At 51.8% G+C, this 21,750-nt stretch carries 19 protein-coding genes; 7 read left to right on the top strand and 12 right to left on the bottom strand.

What is annotated here, in order from left to right:
* Nucleotides 1–3: 3 nt before the first annotated feature.
* From ACJJI3_RS18945 to lgt, 10 genes are all read right to left on the bottom strand, one after another.
* Entirely contained in the window at nt 4–648 is a 645-nt protein-coding gene (locus ACJJI3_RS18945) for an energy transducer TonB (protein ID WP_444940572.1), read from the bottom strand.
* 226 nt (nt 649–874) lie between these two features.
* Complete coding sequence (locus ACJJI3_RS18940) at nt 875–2,227, bottom strand: tetratricopeptide repeat protein (RefSeq protein WP_444940571.1); 1,353 nt, start codon at nt 2,225–2,227, stop codon at nt 875–877.
* Nucleotides 2,228–2,241: 14 nt separating this feature from the next.
* Nucleotides 2,242–2,859: an energy transducer TonB gene (locus ACJJI3_RS18935; protein WP_444940570.1), complete on the bottom strand. Its 618-nt coding sequence runs from the start codon at nt 2,857–2,859 to the stop codon at nt 2,242–2,244.
* Nucleotides 2,860–2,864: 5 nt separating this feature from the next.
* Nucleotides 2,865–3,266 (bottom strand): ExbD/TolR family protein, encoded by a 402-nt coding sequence (locus tag ACJJI3_RS18930; protein ID WP_444934360.1) that lies wholly within the window; start codon nt 3,264–3,266, stop codon nt 2,865–2,867.
* 112 nt (nt 3,267–3,378) lie between these two features.
* Nucleotides 3,379–3,906, bottom strand: coding sequence for a MotA/TolQ/ExbB proton channel family protein (locus ACJJI3_RS18925; protein WP_282930984.1), 528 nt, complete (start codon nt 3,904–3,906; stop codon nt 3,379–3,381).
* 14 nt (nt 3,907–3,920) lie between these two features.
* Nucleotides 3,921–5,291 carry a MotA/TolQ/ExbB proton channel family protein gene (locus ACJJI3_RS18920; RefSeq protein WP_444934361.1) on the bottom strand — a complete coding sequence of 457 codons (1,371 nt, stop codon included), beginning with the start codon at nt 5,289–5,291 and terminating at the stop codon, nt 3,921–3,923.
* Nucleotides 5,288–6,070, bottom strand: a complete 783-nt coding sequence (locus tag ACJJI3_RS18915) for a DUF3450 domain-containing protein (RefSeq protein WP_413663573.1) — start codon at nt 6,068–6,070, stop codon at nt 5,288–5,290. The genes ACJJI3_RS18920 and ACJJI3_RS18915 overlap by 4 nt, the downstream gene beginning before the upstream one ends.
* 287 nt (nt 6,071–6,357) lie before the next feature.
* The gene (locus ACJJI3_RS18910) at nt 6,358–6,867 is read right to left on the bottom strand and encodes a dihydrofolate reductase (protein WP_444940569.1); all 510 of its coding nucleotides are present in this window, start codon (nt 6,865–6,867) and stop codon (nt 6,358–6,360) included.
* Nucleotides 6,868–6,876: 9 nt separating this feature from the next.
* A complete protein-coding gene (locus ACJJI3_RS18905; protein WP_444915340.1) occupies nt 6,877–7,710 on the bottom strand; it encodes a thymidylate synthase in 834 nt (277 codons plus the stop codon).
* A gap of 6 nt (nt 7,711–7,716) precedes the next feature.
* Nucleotides 7,717–8,568, bottom strand: coding sequence for a prolipoprotein diacylglyceryl transferase (gene lgt / locus ACJJI3_RS18900; RefSeq protein WP_444908395.1), 852 nt, complete (start codon nt 8,566–8,568; stop codon nt 7,717–7,719).
* A gap of 88 nt (nt 8,569–8,656) precedes the next feature.
* Between lgt and ACJJI3_RS18895 the strand changes: the two genes are divergently transcribed.
* From ACJJI3_RS18895 to mepK, 5 genes are all read left to right on the top strand, one after another.
* The gene (locus tag ACJJI3_RS18895) at nt 8,657–9,478 is read left to right on the top strand and encodes an NRDE family protein (RefSeq protein ID WP_444940568.1); all 822 of its coding nucleotides are present in this window, start codon (nt 8,657–8,659) and stop codon (nt 9,476–9,478) included.
* 414 nt (nt 9,479–9,892) lie between these two features.
* Nucleotides 9,893–11,845 carry a L,D-transpeptidase family protein gene (locus tag ACJJI3_RS18890; RefSeq protein ID WP_444892208.1) on the top strand — a complete coding sequence of 651 codons (1,953 nt, stop codon included), beginning with the start codon at nt 9,893–9,895 and terminating at the stop codon, nt 11,843–11,845.
* Between the two features lie 187 nt (nt 11,846–12,032).
* Nucleotides 12,033–13,256 carry a L,D-transpeptidase family protein gene (locus ACJJI3_RS18885; RefSeq protein WP_444940567.1) on the top strand — a complete coding sequence of 408 codons (1,224 nt, stop codon included), beginning with the start codon at nt 12,033–12,035 and terminating at the stop codon, nt 13,254–13,256.
* A gap of 56 nt (nt 13,257–13,312) precedes the next feature.
* A complete protein-coding gene (locus tag ACJJI3_RS18880; protein WP_444940566.1) occupies nt 13,313–14,491 on the top strand; it encodes a L,D-transpeptidase family protein in 1,179 nt (392 codons plus the stop codon).
* A gap of 861 nt (nt 14,492–15,352) precedes the next feature.
* Entirely contained in the window at nt 15,353–15,886 is a 534-nt protein-coding gene (gene mepK, locus ACJJI3_RS18875; RefSeq protein WP_282930973.1) for a peptidoglycan L,D-endopeptidase MepK, read from the top strand.
* Between the two features lie 68 nt (nt 15,887–15,954).
* Here mepK and ACJJI3_RS18870 read toward each other — a convergent pair whose 3' ends face one another.
* Both ACJJI3_RS18870 and ACJJI3_RS18865 read right to left on the bottom strand, forming a co-directional pair.
* Nucleotides 15,955–17,139: an imelysin family protein gene (locus ACJJI3_RS18870; protein WP_413663580.1), complete on the bottom strand. Its 1,185-nt coding sequence runs from the start codon at nt 17,137–17,139 to the stop codon at nt 15,955–15,957.
* A gap of 42 nt (nt 17,140–17,181) precedes the next feature.
* Nucleotides 17,182–17,850 (bottom strand): histidinol-phosphatase, encoded by a 669-nt coding sequence (locus ACJJI3_RS18865; RefSeq protein ID WP_413665895.1) that lies wholly within the window; start codon nt 17,848–17,850, stop codon nt 17,182–17,184.
* A gap of 338 nt (nt 17,851–18,188) precedes the next feature.
* Between ACJJI3_RS18865 and ACJJI3_RS18860 the strand changes: the two genes are divergently transcribed.
* Together ACJJI3_RS18860 and ptsP are read left to right on the top strand one after the other, a co-directional pair.
* Complete coding sequence (locus ACJJI3_RS18860) at nt 18,189–18,695, top strand: RNA pyrophosphohydrolase (protein WP_282934628.1); 507 nt, start codon at nt 18,189–18,191, stop codon at nt 18,693–18,695.
* A 108-nt stretch (nt 18,696–18,803) separates the two neighbouring features.
* Nucleotides 18,804–21,056: a phosphoenolpyruvate--protein phosphotransferase gene (ptsP, locus tag ACJJI3_RS18855; protein ID WP_444940565.1), complete on the top strand. Its 2,253-nt coding sequence runs from the start codon at nt 18,804–18,806 to the stop codon at nt 21,054–21,056.
* Nucleotides 21,057–21,750: the final 694 nt, after the last annotated feature.

Here is a 21,750-nt window from a genome sequence, read left to right as displayed (position 1 = left end):
TTTTTATTCCGCTATTTTGTAACTGATTCGATTGCGTACCCCGTAGCGCTCCACTGGCTGGCCATTCTCCATTTGGGGGCGATACTTAAACCGCTCTGCCGCGGCTACAGCGGAGCGATCAAATACGCTCGTGGGATTACCATTAGAATCATAGCCCCCAACCACACGAGCATCACGTACCGCCCCAGTTTTGGTTACCGTGAATTCTACAACGGCATACCCCTCTATCCCCCTGCGCAGTGCCAAATTGGGGTATCGCGGTTTAGCTTTATAAACTGGTAAAGGGTTGCGCGTTATTTGCACCCCGGTAGAAGTAACAGGAGTGGGCGTACCAATCACTACATTCATCGTAACCGGTGTTACCTCAGTTTCCTCAACCCGCATCGTTGGCTGCTCCAGCACAGCTTGCGGCGGTGTAGGCTCCTCATAAGTTTGGGTAACAATCTCTTTTTTTGGCATATGTACCGGTTTTATCGCAGGCAACAAGCTAACTTTGGGCTCCTCGATATCAGTAGCTACTAGTTGACTCATCAAAAAGATCAATCCAACTGTGATTGCAGCGGCAAAACCCAGACTCTTTGTGTAACCCGCGAGTAAATGTGGGGGGAAAAATAAGGGGTTGGAAATCGACTGGCAAGCTCTGTCCATAACACCTCTCCTATTATTGTTAGGGTGCGATAAGCGGCATTCATATGCCGAAAATGGAAAAGCTGATCAGCTACCATTAATCATTAGCCAATTTACAAAAAAATGCAAATAGTCTGTTAATACAGGTTGTATCAAAATTTTGTATCGGCATACGACAGAAGGCAAGCATAAAAAAAGCCGCACATTTCTGTGCGGCCTTTTAAGAAACCTGGAAAGCGGGTCAGCTTTAGATGGCTAACTGCTCTTCACGCTTCTTTTCGCCCTCAACAAAGGTAATCCACTGTTTGGCGAACTTCTCAGAACGTTCATCTTTCAGTGCAAGCTTGAGGCTCTTTAACGATGAGTCATAACGCTTCAGGTTGGCATTTGCCATACCCATTACGATATGCAGCTGGTCAACCCGCTTGATACCGCCTTTTGCCAGGGCTTTTTTACCCATAGCGATGGCTTTTTCGTTCTGATCCAAATCCAGGTAAATACCGGCCAGGCGTGAATAGATCTCACCTTTATCGGAAAGCTGTGCAGCCGCTTCCAGCTGTGGAATCGCCTTTTGCAGCTCCTGTGCCATCTGGTATGCCTGGGCCAGGGTTTCCAGGTTTTTAGCCGTGCGTGGGATCTTCTTGTCTTGAATACCCTTGGCAATCACCTTGGCTCCTTTATAAGGCATTTCATGCCCCATAAAGAGATACCCCATATTCAGCAGATCTCTATCTTTCTCCAGGGCACCGGCAAGGTAAGCTGCTTCCATCATATGCAACTGGTCCTTCTCACGCTTGAGCTCACCGTACATGGCTGCCAGCGTTTTGTAGTACACCGGCTTTGGATAGTACTGCACCAGTTTTTCCAGAACAGCGGCTACGCTCTTGTAGTCGTTGCGCTCGAAATAAACGTACTGCTGCAATCCGTACCAGCTTTCCTTGGGGGTTTTACCCTCTTTCTCGTACATGGACACCGCGATATTAATATTCGCGAGAGCCTTGTTCTGTTCACCAGTCTGATTGTAAGCCTGGGCGAGAAGGGCGTAGGAGTCGGCAGTGATGCGATCGGAAACCTTAAACCACTGGTTCAGATAGTTAATCGCCTGCTTGTAATCCTCTGTGACAAAATAGAGCTGAGCCAGTGTAAACAGGGTGCCCACTTCTAAAGCTACCGGCAGGTTTTTTTCACCCTGATCCAACACCTTTTTAAAGTAGGGAATCGCCTCTTTGTAACGCTCAGTGCTGTAGTAAACAACACCGAAGAAGTTATACATCTGGGCAATTTCATAGCCGTTGAAGCGCTTCTTAGCCGCATCCATTTCCTGCAGTGCAACTAGTGCGGCCGCCCAATCCTCTGCATCCGCAGCTTCCTGGGCTTTCTCCAGCTTCTTATACGCAGCTTCACGCATCGCCGGAACTTTACGGGTTTTTTCTTTGCTCGGCTTCTTTTGTTCCTGCGCCTGCGCAGAGGCGAAAGGTGCTGATACACCCACCGCATCCAACACGGTAACGCTGACCGTCGGTGCCAGAACCAAGGGTAGCGCTACTGACGTGCGCAGAGCGAACTTGGACAAACCTTTAGTGATGGTCGTCAACTTCATAGTGCTTCCCCTTTTTAGTCCTTAGCCATGTTAAAGCTGATCTTAGTCCTAACATTAGGAACTTCAGTCGGCTTGCCATCGACTACCCGCGGCTTGTACTTGTACTTCAGCGCGGACTTTAGGGCAGCCCGATTGAAAACCGTGGTCGGTTTACCTTGTAGCGTAAAAGCCTCAATTACAATCGGGTCGCGTACAGAGCCGTTAGTCGTTACGGTGTACTCAACGATTACGTAGCCTTCCATACCGCGCTGCAGAGCGCGACGGGGATATTGTGGCTGTACTTTTACGATTGGTAGGTAATCACCTTCACCAAAGCTGAAACCTGACAGCTTAACGCCGCCTCCGGCCTTCGGAGCGGAAATGTTGATGTTGCCATCAATATTCGGCTCTTCAAACTCGGGCTCAGGCATCTCCGGTGGCGGAGTTTCCGGCTCATCAGGTTTTACCGGCTTTGCGGTGTCGTACTGTGTTTCAATCTTCGTATCAGGCATCACCACATCGGCAACTTTGAAAGTTTCCGTATCCTCAGGAGCTTTCATGTTTGCCGCGATCAGCTGATGCATGGTGAAGATGAGGCCAAAGGTCGTGGCTACCGCCAACGTACCTGCCCCAAGAAGTCTTACCGGATTCATAGCTGTTAACTCTTCTCTGTAGCGACGGAAACTTTCTTGATACCAATCTTCCTGGCTGCTTCTGCAATCAGGGCAATCTTCTCAATGCTTGCTCCCTTATCGGGCTGAATTACCAACCACCCTTTCGGGTTTTCCGAGTAGAGACGCTCCAGGACAATTCGTACCTGGCGCTCATCAACCTTCTCTTTAGCAATCCAAACCTCGTCACTGTCGTTGATCGCTACCAGGATAGAGGCGGCCTTGAGTTCAGCGGTCGTCGATTCCGGCTTCTCAATATCAGCACCCGGCTCCTTGATAAAGGTCGCGGTGACGATAAAGAAGATCAGCATGATAAACACCACGTCCAGCATAGGCGTGAGGTCAATTGCGCCGGCTTCCTCTTCTGCCGTATTTTGTCTTTTGCTCATAGCAACTCTCTTAGCGAACTTTTCCAGCGGGGGCTCAGGGAGCCCCCGGCGAAAGTATCTGGCTTGGCTAAACCTTCACAGTAAATAAGCAAGCTTATTAACTGGTGTATGCTTAGTGATCCATCGTCAGATGATCTTCCAGCAGCTGGGTTTCACGCTCAGCTTTACGGGCAAGGTAAGTGTTGGCAAATACGCCTGACAGTGCCGCAACCATACCCGCCATTGTCGGGATAGTTGCCATGGATACACCACTGGCCATCTGCTTGGCGTCACCACCACCTGTAATCGCGAGAACATCGAACACGTTGATCATGCCCCAAACCGTACCCAACAGCCCAAACAGAGGGGCCAGGGCGACACAGGCTTGGATCATGTCCATATTGTCCTGAATTTTCTCGGATACCCGGGAAATCATTGCATAACGGATCTGGTGCGAAGCCCAGGATTTGCGCTCGCCGCGCCCCTCCCATTGGTCTACCGCACCTTGAACGTCACTTTTCAACCCTTTGTTAAAGTAGAAAACACGTTCAAAAATCAGCGTCCACATAAAGAAGGTCAGGCCGGCGATCAGGAACAGTACTGGCCCGCCCGACGCCATAAAGGCGTTGACGGCGGCCCATGCGTCATTTAATGCGTGCATGTTGCCGCCTCCTCTTATTTGCGCTCAGCGTTTTCTGCCACGATACCAGCACTCTGCTCTTCCAGAATGTGCAGGACACGCTTGGCACGACCATTAACTACGGTGTGCATCAGAACGGTTGGGATAGCCACAACCAGACCGAGAACAGTGGTAATCAGGGCTGAGGAAATACCGCCGGCCATTGCCTTAGGATCGCCCGCACCAAAGATAGTGATCGCCTGGAAGGTGATGATCATACCGGTTACGGTACCCAACAGACCCAGCAGCGGAGCAACCATCGCGATGATCTTCAGCAGGTTGAGGCCAGATTCAATCGCCGGACGCTCTTTCAGTACCGCTTCTTCCATCTTCAGTTCGAGAGTTTCACCGTCTACACCTTTATTCTCTTCCGCAACAGCCAGTACACGGCCCAGCGGGTTATTGGTGTTCGGAGTAGAGGAGCGCAGCTGTGCATTCACTTTGGCGCCAACGCCAGTCAGAACGATCAGGCGGAAGATAGCCAGCAGCATCGCGAAGGCACCAACAGCGGAGATGATGTAACCCACGATGCCACCCTGGTGCCAGCGCTCTACGATATCCGGGCTATTAATCATGGCTTTCAGGTAGGAGCCGCCGGTAGGACCAGTCGGGTCTACACCGAAGGCACTGAAGCCACTGGTAGAAGCCTGTAGAGTTTCAGCCATGCCTTGGAACTTGGCGTCAGGCTGACGGATCAGCTCAGCCATTTTGTAGGCATTGTTCATTTCCAGGTATTTACCATTGGAAACCAGGTTGAAGTTACCTACGCGAACCACTTCCTGATCAGCCTGCTCACCATTGGGCTTGATCACGGTTGCGTTAAACTTAACGATCTTGCCAGACTCAACAGTTTCGCGCTGAATTTCAAACCACAGACGCTCGATTTCTTCGATAGTCGGCAGCTGGGTAGCACTGTTCATCTTAGCCAGAAGACCATCGATGAATTCAGTACGGTTAGGATATTGAGCGGAAACCAGAGAGGAACCGATATTGGCACGCAGGTCAGCAGCAGTAGAGGACATATGGCCGAACAGTTCCTTCAAGGAACCCAGACGCTGATCCAGTTGCTGACGCTTCTGATCAACAGCAACTTCCTGCTCCTGGTATTTCTTTTCCAGGTCAGAAGAGCGCTTTTCTTCAGCGGTGCGAGTATTTTTGGCTTGGTTTAGCAGAGCATTCTGGTTCGCCTTCTGACGGCGGAACTCAGCTTCACGCTGCTTGTGTTCTTTGGACTCGGCAACTTTGGACTGCTGAACCATTTTCAACAGATCGTCCAGGGAAGCAGCCTTCTCTTGAGCAACTGCGGAGAAGCTGATCAGACCAGCTGCTGCCGCTACTAAAACGCGTTTGGCGAAAGAGGTTTTCATTGCGCTGCCTCCGGAGCCGGGATCGGCATGGTCATGATGTCGATAGTGGCCTGCTTCTTGGCAATTTTCAGACCGTTCATGAGAGCGCGGCGGTATTCACCTGCGTCGATCTCAACCCACGCTTTTTGCGCTTTGTCATAAGCGAGGGCAATTTCTGCATCAGTAGTCTGAGCCAGCAGGGCGATACGGCCGATTTGCAGAACGCTCACCTCGCGCTCTTGACCAGCAACGGTCAGAGTATCGCGGTAAGAGTCGATCTTACGGGCGTATTCCGCTTCGAAGTTGTACAGTTCCAGTACCTGGCGGAACTTCTCCGCAACACTTACATCGGAACGGTCCATGGTGCTCTTAACACCGTTGAGGTTCGCCATACGCTCTTCGAGCTTGAACGGTGCGTCCAGCTCAATGAACTGCTCCAGACCTTCCAGCATACGCAGGATCAGCGGCTGAATCTGACGTTCAATGACAGTAACGTTGGCAATAGACTCATCCAGCTCATTGATAACTTCGAGCTGATTGGCCAGCTGCTTTTCCAGCTGACGGTTGTATACGCGCAGACCATCGATTTCTTTATTAACCACCTTGAAGTCCTGCAGCAGGCTGCTGGTTTCGTCGGCAATCTTGTCGATGCGTTTTTGCGATGCCTGGGCCGCAGTGGTTTTCTGCTGGCCGACGGCGAGTACGTTATCGAGAGTATCCGCAGTGGCTACGCTGCCGTAGAGCGCGCCGGCAGACAGCGCAGTGGTCAGCGCCACAGCCATGAATCGCTTGGTTTTCATTAGACCCCCCAGTGGGTTCAATATTTCACAACATGGTCGCGATGAGTTAGCTGCCACAACGCGGTGTCCTTTTGTTTTAAAAACATTGGTTAGAAGACAGCTAAGAGCCGCACATTGTAAACAGCCGATTTGATTATTCAAATGCCGATTGCCAGCATCGGCCCGCTTGGGTAGCAAGGTAACACTCGGGTAACATCCCCGGGTTACTTGCACACATTAGCGGCGACGTTCCTTGTGTAAGCTGTTGGAGAATTTAACAGATCGATCAACTTTTGATCAAATTGTTTTTATTTAAATCTGTCATATTGGACTAATGAGTAGTTGTACTCATTCCTGTCCGAGGCCGGGTAACACTCTCGTGCCGACTCGACCCACGAGTCATCCATGTCGGGAAAGTATGCATCCCCGTCGATATTTGCGTCAACTTCGGTGACATATAAGCGGGCAGCCAGAGGCAGTGCCTGGCGATAAATTTGTGCTCCCCCAATAACCATCACTTCATTGGCACCGCTGTCCTTAGCGCAGCTTTGGGCCAGACTCAGGGCTTTATCCAGAGACTGGACCACCTCAACGCCATCCGCAACCCAGTCAGCATTACGCGTAATGACAATGTTGACACGCCCCGGAAGTGGGCGACCAATAGACTCAAAGGTCTTTCGTCCCATTACTACTGGCTTTCCCATAGTGGTCCGCTTAAAAAACTGCAGATCGCCAGAGATGCGCCAGGGGAGTTCATTATCCTTGCCGATAGCACCATTGCGGGCAACTGCCGCAATCAAAGCAATAGAAACCGTCATTACTGCCCCTTAAACCGCTACAGGTGCCGGAATATGTGGATAGGCTTCGTAACCTTTGAGTTCAAAGTCCTCGAAGCGGAAAGAAAACAGATCTTTCACATCTGGATTCAAGTGCATTTGTGGCAGAGGCAGAGGGTCGCGCTGCAATTGCAGTTCGACCTGCTCCATATGGTTGGAGTAGAGGTGAGCATCACCAAAGGTGTGGATAAAATCGCCGGGCTTCAAACCGCATACCTGTGCCAGCATCAGGGTCAGCAGGCTGTATGAGGCGATATTGAAAGGCACCCCGAGGAAAATGTCTGCGCTTCGCTGGTACAGCTGGCAGGACAACTTGCCATCAGCGACATAGAACTGGAACAGGGCATGGCAGGGAGCCAGGGCCATGCGCCCTTCACGAGCATTATCAGCTGGTGAAACACCTTCATCTGGCAGATCCGCAGGGTTCCAGGCACTAACCATCAGGCGCCGGGAGTCCGGGCGGGTTTTCAACTGGTGGACCAACTGCTCAATCTGGTCGATCTGGCGACCATCAGAAGTGGGCCAGGAGCGCCATTGATGGCCATATACAGGACCCAGATCACCGTCCTCTGTCGCCCACTCATCCCAAATCCGCACCTTATTGTCCTGCAGATAGCGGATATTGGTATCCCCCTGCAAAAACCACAGAAGTTCGTGAATAATCGAGCGTAAATGGCACTTTTTAGTGGTGATCAGCGGAAAACCCTCCGCCAAATTAAAGCGCATTTGATAGCCAAACACACTGAGAGTACCAGTGCCGGTGCGGTCACCTTTAACGGTGCCGTTATCGCGCACATGGCGCATTAGATCGAGATACTGCTTCATCTACTGCTATGCTCCACCTTTAACTCGGGAAGACCCTGCTTTCTTACCTTTCTGCTCAGTTCTCCCCTCGGGAAGCGGCTGAGTTTTATAACTCCATACCAGCAATGCGATGCCGGCAATAATCATCGGCAGGCTCAAAAGCTGCCCACGAGTCATCCATCCAAATAAATCAAAACCAATATGCCCATCGGGCTCCCTGACAAACTCCACCAGGAAGCGGAATACACCGTAGAGCATCACGAACATACCACCCACCGCGAGTCGAGGGCGCGGCTTACTGGAGAACCACCAGAGCAGCGCAAAGAGAACCAGCCCCTCAAGGAAGGCTTGATACAGCTGGGATGGGTGCCGGACCAGAAGGTCCGGGTCCTTTGGAAAGACCATGCCCCAAGGGCCTTCAGTTTCACGTCCCCAAAGCTCCTGGCCAATAAAATTACCGATCCGCCCAAGCCCAAGACCTATGGGCACCAGAGGAGCAACGAAATCAATTAGAGCCGGGAAGGTTGTACCAATTTTGCGTGCGTAGAGTGCCGTGGCCAACATTACCCCTATCAGCCCGCCGTGGAAGCTCATCCCTCCTTCCCACAACCGGATCAGTGATATCGGGTCTTCGAGCAACTGGGGAAAGTTATAAAAGAACATGTACCCCAAGCGGCCACCGATAACGACACCAATGGCACAGTAGAGAATCAAGTCCTCAACTTCGGATTTAATAACCGGTGACCAGGGTTTGGCACTTCGGCGCAATGCCAACCACCAGGCCGCGACAAAGCCAGCCAAGTACATCAGCCCATACCAGTGCACTTTTAAGGGGCCTATTGCAAAGGCTACCGGGTCAATTTCGGGATAGGTCAGCATGGGGGAATCGCGATTGCTAATAAAGGGCGTATTATGGTCGTAAAGCCCCCCGCTGTGGAAGGGCAGCTTGCCCCTAGGGAAGATCCCCATGTGTCTACTGCTATTCGCCTATCAATGCCACCCGAAATACCCGCTGCTGTTGATCGCCAATCGGGATGAGTTCTATCAAAGGCCAACCGCAGCAGCGGAGCACTGGCCCGGGACCGGGCTAATTGCGGGTAGAGACCTTGAAGCTCAGGGAACCTGGGCCGGCGTATCCCCCGGCCGGGTCGCGGCTGTAACCAATATCCGGGAGCCTGGAACACCGGAACCTGTAGGAGCGCTTTCCCGCGGAGAAATACCGCAGAAATTCCTCAGCCAACAAATTAGCCCTGTGCATTTCATCCACTACCTGGAATCCCAGCAATATCGAGGCTTTAACGCCCTGCTGTTTGATATTCAGAATCAAAACACTCTCTTCTGTGCCGGGAACCGGCACAAGCCATTTACTTTTGGACCGGGCATTCACGGTATCTCCAACGGAGCGCCGGACGAGCCCTGGCCAAAGGTGGAAAGGGGCAAAGCGGGGCTGGCAGAAATAATACCTGCGGCCGACCAACTGGTAACAATCGAGAGCTTTGTGGAACCAGCCCTGGCACTACTCAAAGATCGCACCCCCGCGCCGGACCAACAACTCCCTCATACCGGGCTACCACTGGAGATTGAGCGGGTACTCTCTCCGATATTCATTCAAATGGATGCCGATAGCTCGGCGACAGAACCAATGCTTCGCAATGGAGGCTACGGTACCCGCGCGAGTACCGTGATCACCATCGACCAGAGGGGGTGTGGCCAACTTTGGGAGCAGACTTTTATACAGGGCAATGAAAATGGACCCCTGCGCTACCTCACTACCCAGTCGCCCAATTAAGCAGGCTCAATGCTAATGGCAGAGAAATTGTGCATAACTTTTTGTGCAAGCCTCTGCACCATATTCAAATAAGCCCCAGTAAACACGCCCCTTTTTCACCCACGAGCGAAATATTTGACGCAAAACTCATCATTCGCAAATCCTTACTCTAAAAAGAATGAAGCGCCAAGCAAATTTTGCATTTATTGCCATACTTACTTTCACAGACTGAAGTTGGTTGAGTTTCGCGCAAGCAGGACACCGACATCAGTCTTAATAAAAGGAAGTCGCGCGGGACGCATGACACGTGCGAGTCACCGATAATATCCCTGAGTATCTGGATGGGCTCGCCACAGGTTGGGAAGGTATGAACGATCTGGCGCCCGGCATTTTCCAAAATATCGCACCGGGCCCCCGCAGAATCGCTGAGGTACCATGTCGTATTTCAACCCCGAGCATCGTAGACGCAAATCTGTACTTCCACTGCTGACACTGGGTAGCCTCTGTGTCTTCATTCTTTATTATGCTTTCGCAGCAAACCAGAAGACCGTACCCGTTTTACCGGAGAATGCTGTTCGCCCTCATTTAGTGCACTGGCTAGAGGAAAACCCTGATGCCTGGCCAGCCCAGGACCCCATTTTTAACCCCGCCGCTGTGCGCAAGATCTACCAGCGCACGGATTACCGCTTGCTTTGGTTCGATAACTACAGCCTAAGTGATAGTGCCAATGACCTGCTGAAACAACTCACAGCTGCCAGCTCCGGCAATCCGAGCAGCATGGTCGACTACCGCTACCACCTGGGATACTTCGATCGCACCCTCCGCGATACTCCACAACGGCTTCAGATGGCTGCAGTATTGGATATCTTACTGACCGATGCCTTTGTCTCCTACGCGCAAGATACCCAGCTGGACAGGCTAAAGCCCAAAACCCGCCCGCGCCGGGGTGTCACACCGGTTCTGCGGGATAGTGAAGGTTTCCGCTTGGTTGCGACCAGCACAGCTCAACAGCAGGCTTCCAGTGAACCCAGCGGGCGCAAGTACTTCCGCGGATATGATCGCGCAGCCAATCTCGGCAGCAATGTACGCAGCCGCTATTACTCGCGGGAATACAATGCGGATACTTCCGGCAATTACTCAGGACGCAATTATTCCGGTAGCACTCGCACCTATGAGCGCAGTCGATACCGTTCCTACCGGGACAACAATAGTGGCTCAGGTTCCGGCAGTCGCGTTTATTACAACCAGGGGCGGTCAAATACTGCCGCCCCACCGGTGAGATCTGAAAACAGTGAGGGGCCTTACTACGAGGAAAACCGGCCCTATGGCAACGATGTAAGAGCGCTGCGCGGTGAGCTGCAACGGCTGCGCAAGATTTCCTCCAGCGGTCGCTGGCGTCCGATCCCGGCGGGCCCTGCCATGACCATGGGTGCACGCCACCCACATGTGGGCCTCCTGCGTAACCTGCTCTCCCTATACGGTGATTACCAGTCTTACTACAGCTACGGCGGCACTGATCGCAATCGCTTCGATCGGGGCCTTCATCAAGCGGTGGTGCGCTTCCAAAAACGTCACGGCCTGAGGGCAGATGGTATTGTCGGTCGCTCAACTCGCAAGCGCCTGAATTTATCCCCAGCTGCACGCGCCCGCATTGTGGAAATGAATATCAAGCGCCGCGAAGAATTGCCGGAACAATTGGGCAGCCGTTTTATCCAGGTCAATATTCCCGCGTATCGTCTCAAATACGTGGAAAACGACCAGGTCAAACTGGCGATGAATGTCGTCGTCGGTAAGAAAAAACACGCAACGCCTGAAATAACCACCCGTGTCAGCAAGGTAGTCTTTAACCCCACTTGGACAGTACCGCGCAGTATCCTGGTGAATGAGATCCTCCCCAAAGCTCGTAAAAACCCTGCGGGTATGGAAAAAATGGGATACCGGGTGATTAGCGGTAGGGGTGAAAAACTGCCTCTGACTCCGCAAAACCTATCTGCTGCAGGTGCGGGTTCCTACCTAATGCGCCAAATGGGCGGTGAGGAAAACATATTGGGACGTGTCAAATTTGAAATCCCCAATATTCACGACGTGTACCTGCACGATACGCGCGCGCGCAAACTTTTTTCCCTGACCACACGAGGCTATAGCCATGGCTGTATCCGCTTGGAAAAACCCCGCCACTTGGCCGAAGCGCTGCTTCGCCCCCAAGGGGATTGGGATCAGTGGCGTATCGATCAATTGACCACAGGAGAGGAAACCACTGAAGTGGATATGTCCCAACTGGTGAAGGTTTATATCACCTACTGGACTGCCTGGGTTGATGGTCAGGGCAACCTGAACTTCCGCCCGGATATTTATGGCAAAGATGGACTGACCGATAATCAATTTTAAAAGAAACCGGGGCGGCTATACGTCGCCCCGGTTATAATCAGGGAATTATTGAGCGTGTTATTCCATTAATTAGCCTTTCTCAAGCAGCGCCATTCCTGAAAATTATTTAAAGACTATCAGTCACAAGTTATCAATGTGAGCACAGTGATAAATCTCACTGATTTCTCAGTGCTTGCAGGGGTGACTTATGGGTGCTGCCAACAATTCACTTTGCGCTTTTTTGCCACGGAACCAACTAACCTCCCTCAGGGCGAGTGCCGCTGCGATTGCCATAGCAATATCGCTGGGCATTCACTCACCACAAATACTCGCCGAAGCTAAAGATACCGCCGAACCTGACCTGATCGGCAGTCGCGATCCTTTTTTACCTCAGGGCAGGCAATTTTCCCTACTCAGCGAAGCGTTAGCACGCTATCAAACCCTGGCACAAGGTAATTACTGGAAACCACTCAGTGCTGGACAACCTATCGCACCGGGCAGTCGCAGTCCCCGGGTTGCGCAATTGAGAAGCCTGTTAATGCTCTATGGTGATCACCATCCCGAGGAATACGGAGCAGATACTTCTAAAGCAGATGTCTACGACAAAAAACTGCAGCAGGCCGTTAAACGGTTTCAGAAACGTCACGGATTAAAGCAAACGGCACTGGTTGATGAGGGAACCCGGAGTCGACTCAATACCCCGCCAGATAAAGTTGCCAAAATTCTGGCAGCGAATATTGAACGCTGGAAACAACTCCCCAAGGATTTAGGGCCTCGCTATATCATCGTGAATGTCCCGGAATTTAATTTGCGCCTAATTGAAGGCGATAAAGAGCAGTTCCGTATGCGTGTGGTTGTGGGAAAACCAAAACACAAAACACCGCAAATCGCTACTCGTATGACGCGACTGGAATTTAATCCCGTATGGCGTGTCCCGCCCAGTATTGCGCTGCGGGAACTTTTACCTAAGGGCAGTTCCGCCCTCAGGGCAAAAGGTTATCGCCTGATGAATCATCGGGGTAGATCGGTACCATTTACTCGTGGAAATGTAGCTGCAGTGCGTCGAGGACAAGTTTCACTGCAACAAAAAGGCGGGCCGGGAAATGCTTTGGGAAGAGTGAAATTTGTTATCCCCAATCGGCAGGCCATTTTTCTCCACGACACAAATAGCAAGCATTTATTTAAAAAATCACAAAGGGCCTTTAGCCACGGTTGTATTCGTCTGGAAAAGCCATTGCAGTTTGCTCGCATGATGTTAGCTCAGCAAAACAAGTGGAGTGATGCCCGTATCAATCGCGCGCTGGGAAGTGGTCGCACCCATGGTGTTGCCCTTAAAAATCCCCTACCGGTTTATATCGCTTACTGGACTGCCTGGATCGATGAAAATGGGCAGCTTCAGTTTCGGCCGGATATCTATAACCGGGATCAGTAATAGGAGGTGACGGAGTGAAGCGGATTAAGAGCTATAGGGACTACTGAGTTATCAGTATGGCAAATGGCCCATTCCAGCTCGGCATCGCCGCACTGATAAGCCTCGTAATTGCCTCGGCCAGCCCTTTGAATGCTTCATTTACTGGGCAGACCGATGTCATTATTGAGCCAATCAGTTCGACCCAGCAATTGCGCGATACCGCTCAGGCCTACCGAGTGTTAGCGAAGAACTGGCGACCTATTGCCCAGGGAAAAACTTTACAGCCCGGAGACAAAGGCCCTCGTGTCCTGCAACTACGTAACTTGTTGGCAATGTATAAGGATTATCACGGTCAACCCGGGCCGCTTTCCGCCCCACAAAAAGACCCCCGAAGATTTGACAGTGCGCTCCAAGCAGCAGTGGAGCGCTTTCAGGAACGTCACGGATTGAACGTTACCGGCATCGCCGATGAAGACACACTTGCAGCCTTAGCTGTATCGCCAATGGAGCGCGCTCAGCAAATGGAATTGAATGCATCCCGATGGGAGCAGCTAAAACTCCCTGAGGATGACCGCTATGTAATTGTCAACGTGCCCGACTATCGCTTACAGCTTATCGAAGATGGTTCAGTTGCTCTCGATATGAAAACCGTCGTAGGAAAAAGCAGCACGCGCACACCGGATATGCGCACGCGAATAACCAATATTGTTTTCAGCCCAACCTGGACTGTCCCCCGAAGTATTCTTGTCACCGAGCTTTTGCCCAAGGCACGACACAACCCAACAGCCATGCACAAGCGGGGTTATCGAGTAGTGCAATATCGCAGCGGTAAATCGTCCCCTATTACAGAAGAGACTATTGCCAAGGCAGCCGGTGGGCACGCTACTTTGAGGCAATTGAGTGGCCCTGAGAATACTCTGGGAAAAGTGAAATTTGTTATCCCCAATAAGCAGGCTATTTTTCTCCATGACACCCAGGCTCAAAGCCTGTTTAAACTTCGCCAGCGAGCATTAAGTCACGGATGCGTAAGGCTACAAGCACCAGAAGAATTAGCTTATTTTCTTCTCCGTGACCAGGGGTGGGACAGAACCCGGGTAGCGCAGGCAGCCAATGGGCACGATGCTCTGAATGTAAAGGTTAAGGGATCACCCCGTATTTACATCGTTTATATGACCGCCTGGATAGATAGGGATGGGCGCCCCCAATTCCGCCCTGATATTTATCATCGTGACAAAGAGCTGCCTTATCCAAATTAGGGAGCTTATCGGCAAGTAAAAAATATTAAGTATCGCTAAATGATTTTGTCTGCTCTCATTTTCGCTGAAATCGGACTGTAACGCTAAAGCTCCCCAGGAAATAGAACTTGAAAGACACCGGTCAAAATAACCTCCTAAGCAAGTTTTATTTAATTTTTCAAAGCACTACTCACATTCCTCTTTAAACCCAGGCTTTGGTTTGGAGACTACATCCTTGTCATCACAAAATTAGAGCTTTGCCATATTCACAACTGTGGTAGCAATACTGGCCGGATCTTATTTTTCCAGGTTTCTTTTTATCGTCCGCTGCTAATGGCAGACTCCAGGAAGTTGAGATCAATACGCCCCCCATATATAGGGCGGTCCTGGATGCCGGATAACCTAAACAGCTGTATGTCCGGAGAAATACTACGCTGGCAGAGCCCAATCTGCATGTATATACATGTACATACAAATTCTTATCTTCTATATATCTAGGTTGTCCTCTGTATATAAATGGGTAAACCAGCCACTAATAAAGAAGGCTATCGAGCTCATGACCGAAGAGGTGATCGGATAGCTCCCAAGTACACTGACGAAACCGCCCGATAAAACTTATAAGTCGCAGAAAAATAATTTTTTAGCGATTAGCGTGCAATGACAACGCTGTCTCCACCCTATTCAGCACTATCGACTAATCAGCAATAAAAATTCCGGCTTCAAGTAGCAGAAAAGAAAAAATATACCACCCAGGCTATCTAATTATTTCTGAATTAGCAGCTTCAGGTTTGTAACAACTGGTTATTTTTTGTACATTTTCCGCCGTACCCGGTTGCGCCAACTAAGGCAAACCGACGAGAGATTTAACGACGAGGCGGAATTATGAAGAATCCATCCAGACGTCGATTCCTGGCAGTGACCTGCGCAACTGCGGCGGCCGTCAGCGCCGGACCGACTTTCGCAAAAGTAGGTAGCTCCCGCACCCTGAAAATGCGCAACCTGCACACTGGGGAGAAGCTGGAGGCCGCCTACTGGACCAACGGAGATTACAGCAGCGGAGGCCTGAAGCAGTTCAACAAATTGCTTCGTGACCACCGCGCCAACGAAGTGACCCGAATGGACCCCAAGCTTCTAGATATCGTCTACAAGCTGAAGGAGAAGTTCAATTACAACGGCACCATTGAGATTATCTCTGGATACCGTTCACCTAAAACCAATGCCAAGCTTCGTGCAGCTGGCCGAGGCGTAGCGAAACGCAGTTACCACACACGTGGTATGGCCTTGGATATCCGTATGCCGGGAGTGTCCCTGTCAAAGTTGCGCCAGGCAGCACTCAACCTGAAAGCGGGCGGTGTCGGATACTACCCGAAAAGTAACTTCGTACACGTGGATACTGGCCCTGTACGTCGCTGGTAATCCCCACCCAACAGATACAAAAAACCCGGCAGTCGCCGGGTTTTTTGTTATGCCTGTGAGAGCAAGATTTATTCGCCATCAACCGGTAAGCTAACCGGCATCACATCCTGATCGGATACTGGCACTTGGGTAGTACCTGCCATCAACCCGGCGATACGCTCGAGAAGTTTGCGTGCCTGCGCCAATTGGGTCAGCTCCGCCAGTTCAATCGGGTCTTCCATTTGCAACAACAAGCTCTCGAAATCCACAAAAGCTTGCTCTAAAGCCGTCACCTGATGTCGATCCAGCAACAGCTCTGCCAAGCCGCCCCCACCAGTGGGAATCCAGTTTGACTGGAGAGTTGCCATAATTGCCAATATCGCCTGCTTTGAATCGGCAGCACGGCTACTTTCCACATCGCTCTCGGAACTCTCCGGCAACCTGCGCAACAGCTGCTCATCAATCACCCGGGTGTGCGATGCACGGATTTGCTGCAATCGGGCAACCGGTCCAAGGGATAGATAGGGCCGCGACAGGCTGTTGGCTGCCGTCGGCCAACGGCGGGCCAAGCCTGCCATATCCTCTTCCACACCTTTAACGATCAAGCGGGTTAGTTCACGGCGCCGATTGACGGCCAGGGCCTCGGGTTTTTCCCCATCGGACTTAGCCAAAAACTGCTCCGCAACCCGCTCGCTGGTGGGCCCCCAGAGCATAATTTCCAGGGCGTGAAAACCGGTGCTGGCCTCTTCATGTGCCGTCAGGCGGTGCTGCTTGCGCAGGTTCGTTAAGGTCAGATCAATGGCCGTATCGTTAACGATACCGCTCTCAGAATAACCCGGCACTGTATCCAGGTAGCCCGCCTGGGCCGGCCAACTATCTACTGATAACAGTAATTTTCTACCCTGGCTGCGCAACTCTCCCGAAGAAAAAGCCAACTGGATATAAGGCAGTGCAGCAGCAAATTCCCTGTGGGCATCCAGCCAGGCAAGCCTGGCATTTTCCAGCTTATTTTCATTCGGCTGAGCCAGGAGACCATCCACTTCACGCTGCAACGTTTCAACAGCGGCATGGGCGTGGATAACCTGGGCCTCACCCGCCTGCCAAATTGCAAGGGATAATTCGGTCGCAGCCTTTTCATTCACAGGTTGCGGCGCAATACTTTGTTGCGATACCTGCTGCGGTTTTTCTACCGCTTTTTGTTCACAGGCAGAAAGTCCGGCCAGGGCCCCGATTAAAACAGCCAGGGCCCGGTACTGGATAATAGATCCGTTCACTCAATTCCCCATCTTGTGCATTTCACAAATACTGGCAAGCACCTACTCACTCTCTTCCCGCAAACTGATCACCGGCCAGCCGCGAGCCTCAGCTTCTGCGCGCAGGCGATCATCCGGGTCCACCGCAATTGGGTGCTCAACTTCGCCCAGTAAGGGCAGATCATTGATGGAGTCGCTGTAGAACCACTTTTCACTGTTGGCGTATTCCGGGTTGTGGGCCAGCCATTGGCGCAACCGGACAACTTTTCCCCCCTGGTAACAGGGTTCACCAACGACCTTTCCGGTGAACCGCCCCTCATCCTCCTCTGGCTCAGTGGCCAGCAGGGTATCGACACCGAGGCGCGAGGCAATAGGCTCAACCACAAAGCGATTGGTCGCAGTGATAATCATGATGTGGTGGCCTTTGCGGCGGTGCTCGCCGATCAGCTCCTGGGCCCGAGGCAGCCACAATTCACTGATAACTTCCTGCATAAACTCGCTTTGCAAGTTATCCAATTGACCACGGGAAAGCTGAGCCAGGGGCTCCAAGGCAAATTCCAGGTAGGCAAAAATATCCAATTCACCGCGCTGGTAATCTTGATAAAAGCGATCGTTAGCCGAGCGGTAACGGGTCCCGTCGACATGTTCACGCTCCACCAGAAATTCGCCCCAGGCATGATCGCTATCACCACCTATCAGCGTGTTATCCAGATCAAAGATTGCCAAGTGCACCGTCGACTCTCCCATAACTATAGGTTCCCCATAAGCATTTGACCGCCAGGAAGCCGGAAACGTCCCCTGCGCGGCCGCTAATTTTACCTTGCGCCGCACGACAGCACACGGACTGCGTCACTGAATTGCTGTAAACCCCCCGCTGTGGAACAATGCAGAACAAGTAAGTGCAGCGCACGGCCGCACACAACAGTATTGAGGATGGTATTTTGGGCGACGGCAAGCCGGCACAGGCCGGACGAAAGAACCGCCGTAAGCCCGCCAAGCATTCGAATCGCAATGATAAAGCCCCGGCCGGTAACAAGAACCGGGGCACGAGTGGCGAGAGCAGCAGCAATATCGATGCCGAGGGGTTCCGCCCCAATGTCGGTATTATCGTGCTCAACGCCCGCGGTCAGGCACTGTGGGCGCGGCGGGTAGGTGGCAAGGACGCCTGGCAATTTCCCCAGGGTGGTATTAATCCGGGCGAAACCCCTGAACAGGCGCTATATAGGGAACTGTACGAGGAAGTAGGCCTTACTCGCGATCAAGTCAGTATGATTGCCTGTACCCGAGGCTGGCTGCGCTATCGCCTGCCTCAAAGGCTGATTCGACGTCGCTCCGAACCACTGTGCATCGGGCAAAAGCAAAAGTGGTACCTGCTGAGGCTCGAGGCAGAAGAGGCCTCTATCAGCTTCGACAATGGTTACAAACCCGAATTCGACCACTGGCGCTGGGTAAGCTACTGGCATCCACTGAGTAAGGTGGTGACCTTTAAGCGTGAAGTATACCGGCGCGCACTAACCGAGCTGGCCCCACAACAAATACAGCTGGAGAGACGCTGGCTGCGCGGACAGGACAGCTGACCGCACAGGGTAGTTAGCAGCGTATCTTCACAAAATGGCCCCGATCAGCATCGAAATTCTACTTTCCGGGGCCATCGAATTTCTCCGTTGATTGGCGAGGACAGGCCATTGCTCGGATCTCTGCGCAGTATCGTTCAGGAAGTAAATGCCGCCCGGAACCTCACCGCGGTGCTGGAAATCATTGTGCATCGCGTGCGGGAAATCATGCACACCCGCGTCTGCTCCGTATACCTGCGCGACAAGCAACACGGTAACTATGTCCTGATGGCCACCGATGGCCTCAACCCCAAAGCGGTAGGCCAGGTCCACCTGGCCCCCGGCGAGGGACTGGTGGGCAATGTAGTTACCCGCGAAGAGCCGATTAATCTGGAAAGGGCCGAAGCCCACCCCGCCTTCCAATATTTCCCCTCTACAGGAGAAGAGCGCTTCAGCGCCTTTCTCGGCACACCGATTATTCACCACCGCGTCGTACTGGGTGTCCTGGTTGTGCAGCAAGAGGAGAAGCGCCGATTCGACGAGTGGGAGGAAGCTTTCCTGGTCACACTCTCGGCGCAGCTCGCCGGCGTTATAGCCCACGCCGAGGCCACCGGTCTTCTGGCCTGTATTGGCAAGCAACAGCGGGAAACTCACTTTTCCGGCATCGCCGCGTCCCCCGGTGTGGCTATCGGGCGGGTACATATTGTCACCCCGCATGCGAATCTCGGCACAGTGCCCTACTCCGAATGCGAGGATGTGGACACTGAACTGGCCCTGTTTCAACAGGCCCTGACAGCCGCCCAAGAAGAAATTCGCGAAGTCGGTGAGCGCCTGAAGAGCGACCTCAGCCCCGAGGAACGGGCGCTATTCGATGCCTATATCAGCATGTTGGATGACAGCTCCCTCGCCGTCGAGGTGTGCGATCGCATCCAACAGCAGCTCAGTGCCCAGCGGGCCTGGGCTGAAGTTATGTTGGAACATGTGCGGCGCTTTGAAGCCATGTCCGACTCCTACTTTCGCGATAGGGCCGCCGATGTTCGCGACCTAGGCGCTCGAGTGCTGATGCACCTGCGACAACAGCAACAGAGCGACCGAGACTTCCCCGATAACACCATCCTGATCGGCGAAGAGCTAACCGCAGCAGTACTGGCAGAAGTGCCCAGGGAAAAGCTGATCGGAGCCGTATCTGTTAAAGGCTCCTCCAACAGCCATGTAGCTATTATTGCCCGAGCCATGGGCCTGCCCGCTGTCATGGGAGTCCAGGACCTACCCTACGAAACCATCGATGGTGTCGATATGGTGGTGGATGGCTACCGGGGCGATTTGCATATCCACCCCGGTGCAGAACTCAAACGCCGCTACGACGATATTGTCAAAGAAGAGGAGCAACTGGCCCGCAACCTGGACCACCTGGCTCAACTCCCGGCAATCACCTCCGACGGCCATCGCATTCGCCTGATGGTAAATACCGGACTGATGGCCGATGTCGTTCGCTCCCTGGAACGCGGCGCTGAGGGGGTAGGACTTTTCCGCACGGAGGTTCCCTTCCTACTGCGAGACCGTTTTCCCTCCGAGGAAGAACAGCGGGAAATTTACCGGGAGCAACTGGAAGCCTTTGCCCCTTTACCCGTCACCATGCGCACCTTGGATATCGGCGGCGATAAAGCACTGGCCTATTTCCCTATCGAGGAAACCAATCCATTTCTGGGGTGGCGCGGCATTCGCGTAACTCTCGACCACCCGGAAATATTCCTGGCGCAAGTACGCGCCATGATGAAAGCCAGCCTGGGGTTAAATAACCTACGCATTATGCTCCCCATGATCAGCGGCCTGAACGAGCTCGAAGCCGCGCGCAAACTGGTGGAAAGAGCCTACCGGGAGTTGCTTGAAGAAGGTTACGAAATTGTTATGCCCCCACTCGGGGTAATGGTAGAAGTACCCTCCGCCGTCTACCAAGTACGGGAACTCGCCGTGCATGCAGACTTTATATCGGTGGGCAGTAATGACCTCACCCAATATCTCCTGGCGGTGGATCGTAATAACAGCCGCGTAGCCAATATTTACCACGCCCTGCACCCAGCGGTACTGCGCGCTTTGCAGGAAATCGTAACGGCAGCCCATGCCGTTGGAACCAAGGTGGGGATCTGTGGAGAACTAGCAGGAGAACCTAGCGGTGCATTGTTATTAGTAGCCATGGGCTACGATATGCTATCGATGAACGCCACTAACTTACCGCGAATAAAAGCTACGCTGCGCGCCGTTAGCCGAGCTGATATTGAGCAGCTCCTGCAACAGGTTTTGCAAATGAATAGCCCTGAACAAATTGAAAGTACCGTGAAAGGGTTTCTTAATGAGGCAGGATTGAAGGTCTCTTTGCAGCCATAAATGATGTGGTATTTAAATCTAAATTTACCCGATTTTATAAATCCTGAATTTAACATCTAACGACCAAACCGTTAGTCCCTCGCAACAGCAAGATATCTGCCGAAGCGGCTAATGAAGAGCTATATCGCTCTACATTATTCTGACCCTCTAAATAACTTCTCAATGTTTCCTAATCCTTAAGCTACTTTTCAGAAATGGCAAGCTCACTTTATTTTTAAGCGTGTCAATGGCATAGCAGAATATCCCCCACCCAAAGAAAAAACAAATAACTACTAAATACGCGTGATACTCAATTAGTACACTAAAACTAAAAAAATATCTAATCCTTCACAACACTCAATCCTGAAGCCTTGGCCTCATCACACTTCTAAATTCCCGATGATTCTGACAAGTTAGTGAATGCCAGCTCAGGTAATTATGATCATTTTGACCGTTATTTTTGAGCTTCACATAGAATGTGTAAAAATACTTTACAAATCAGTCAGTTATAAGTTGAGTTAAAAACCGGGATAGTAGTCAAAGTGATCATTTTGTAGTTTGCACTTTAGCACCAAATACATCTAACCCTATGATTTTTATTTAAAATTTCCGTTATATCGGGAAAATTGATTTCGAAATAGTAATCATGATAAAAGTGGTCAGAATGATTACTATATAAATGTTAAGCAATAAAGCTATGGCAAATATAAAATTA

It is taken from the genome of Microbulbifer maximicatervae (SeqCode) (assembly GCF_052466985.1).
The sequence above is the reverse complement of the archived record's forward strand: the minus strand, read 5'-3'. Positions and strand labels throughout refer to the sequence as shown.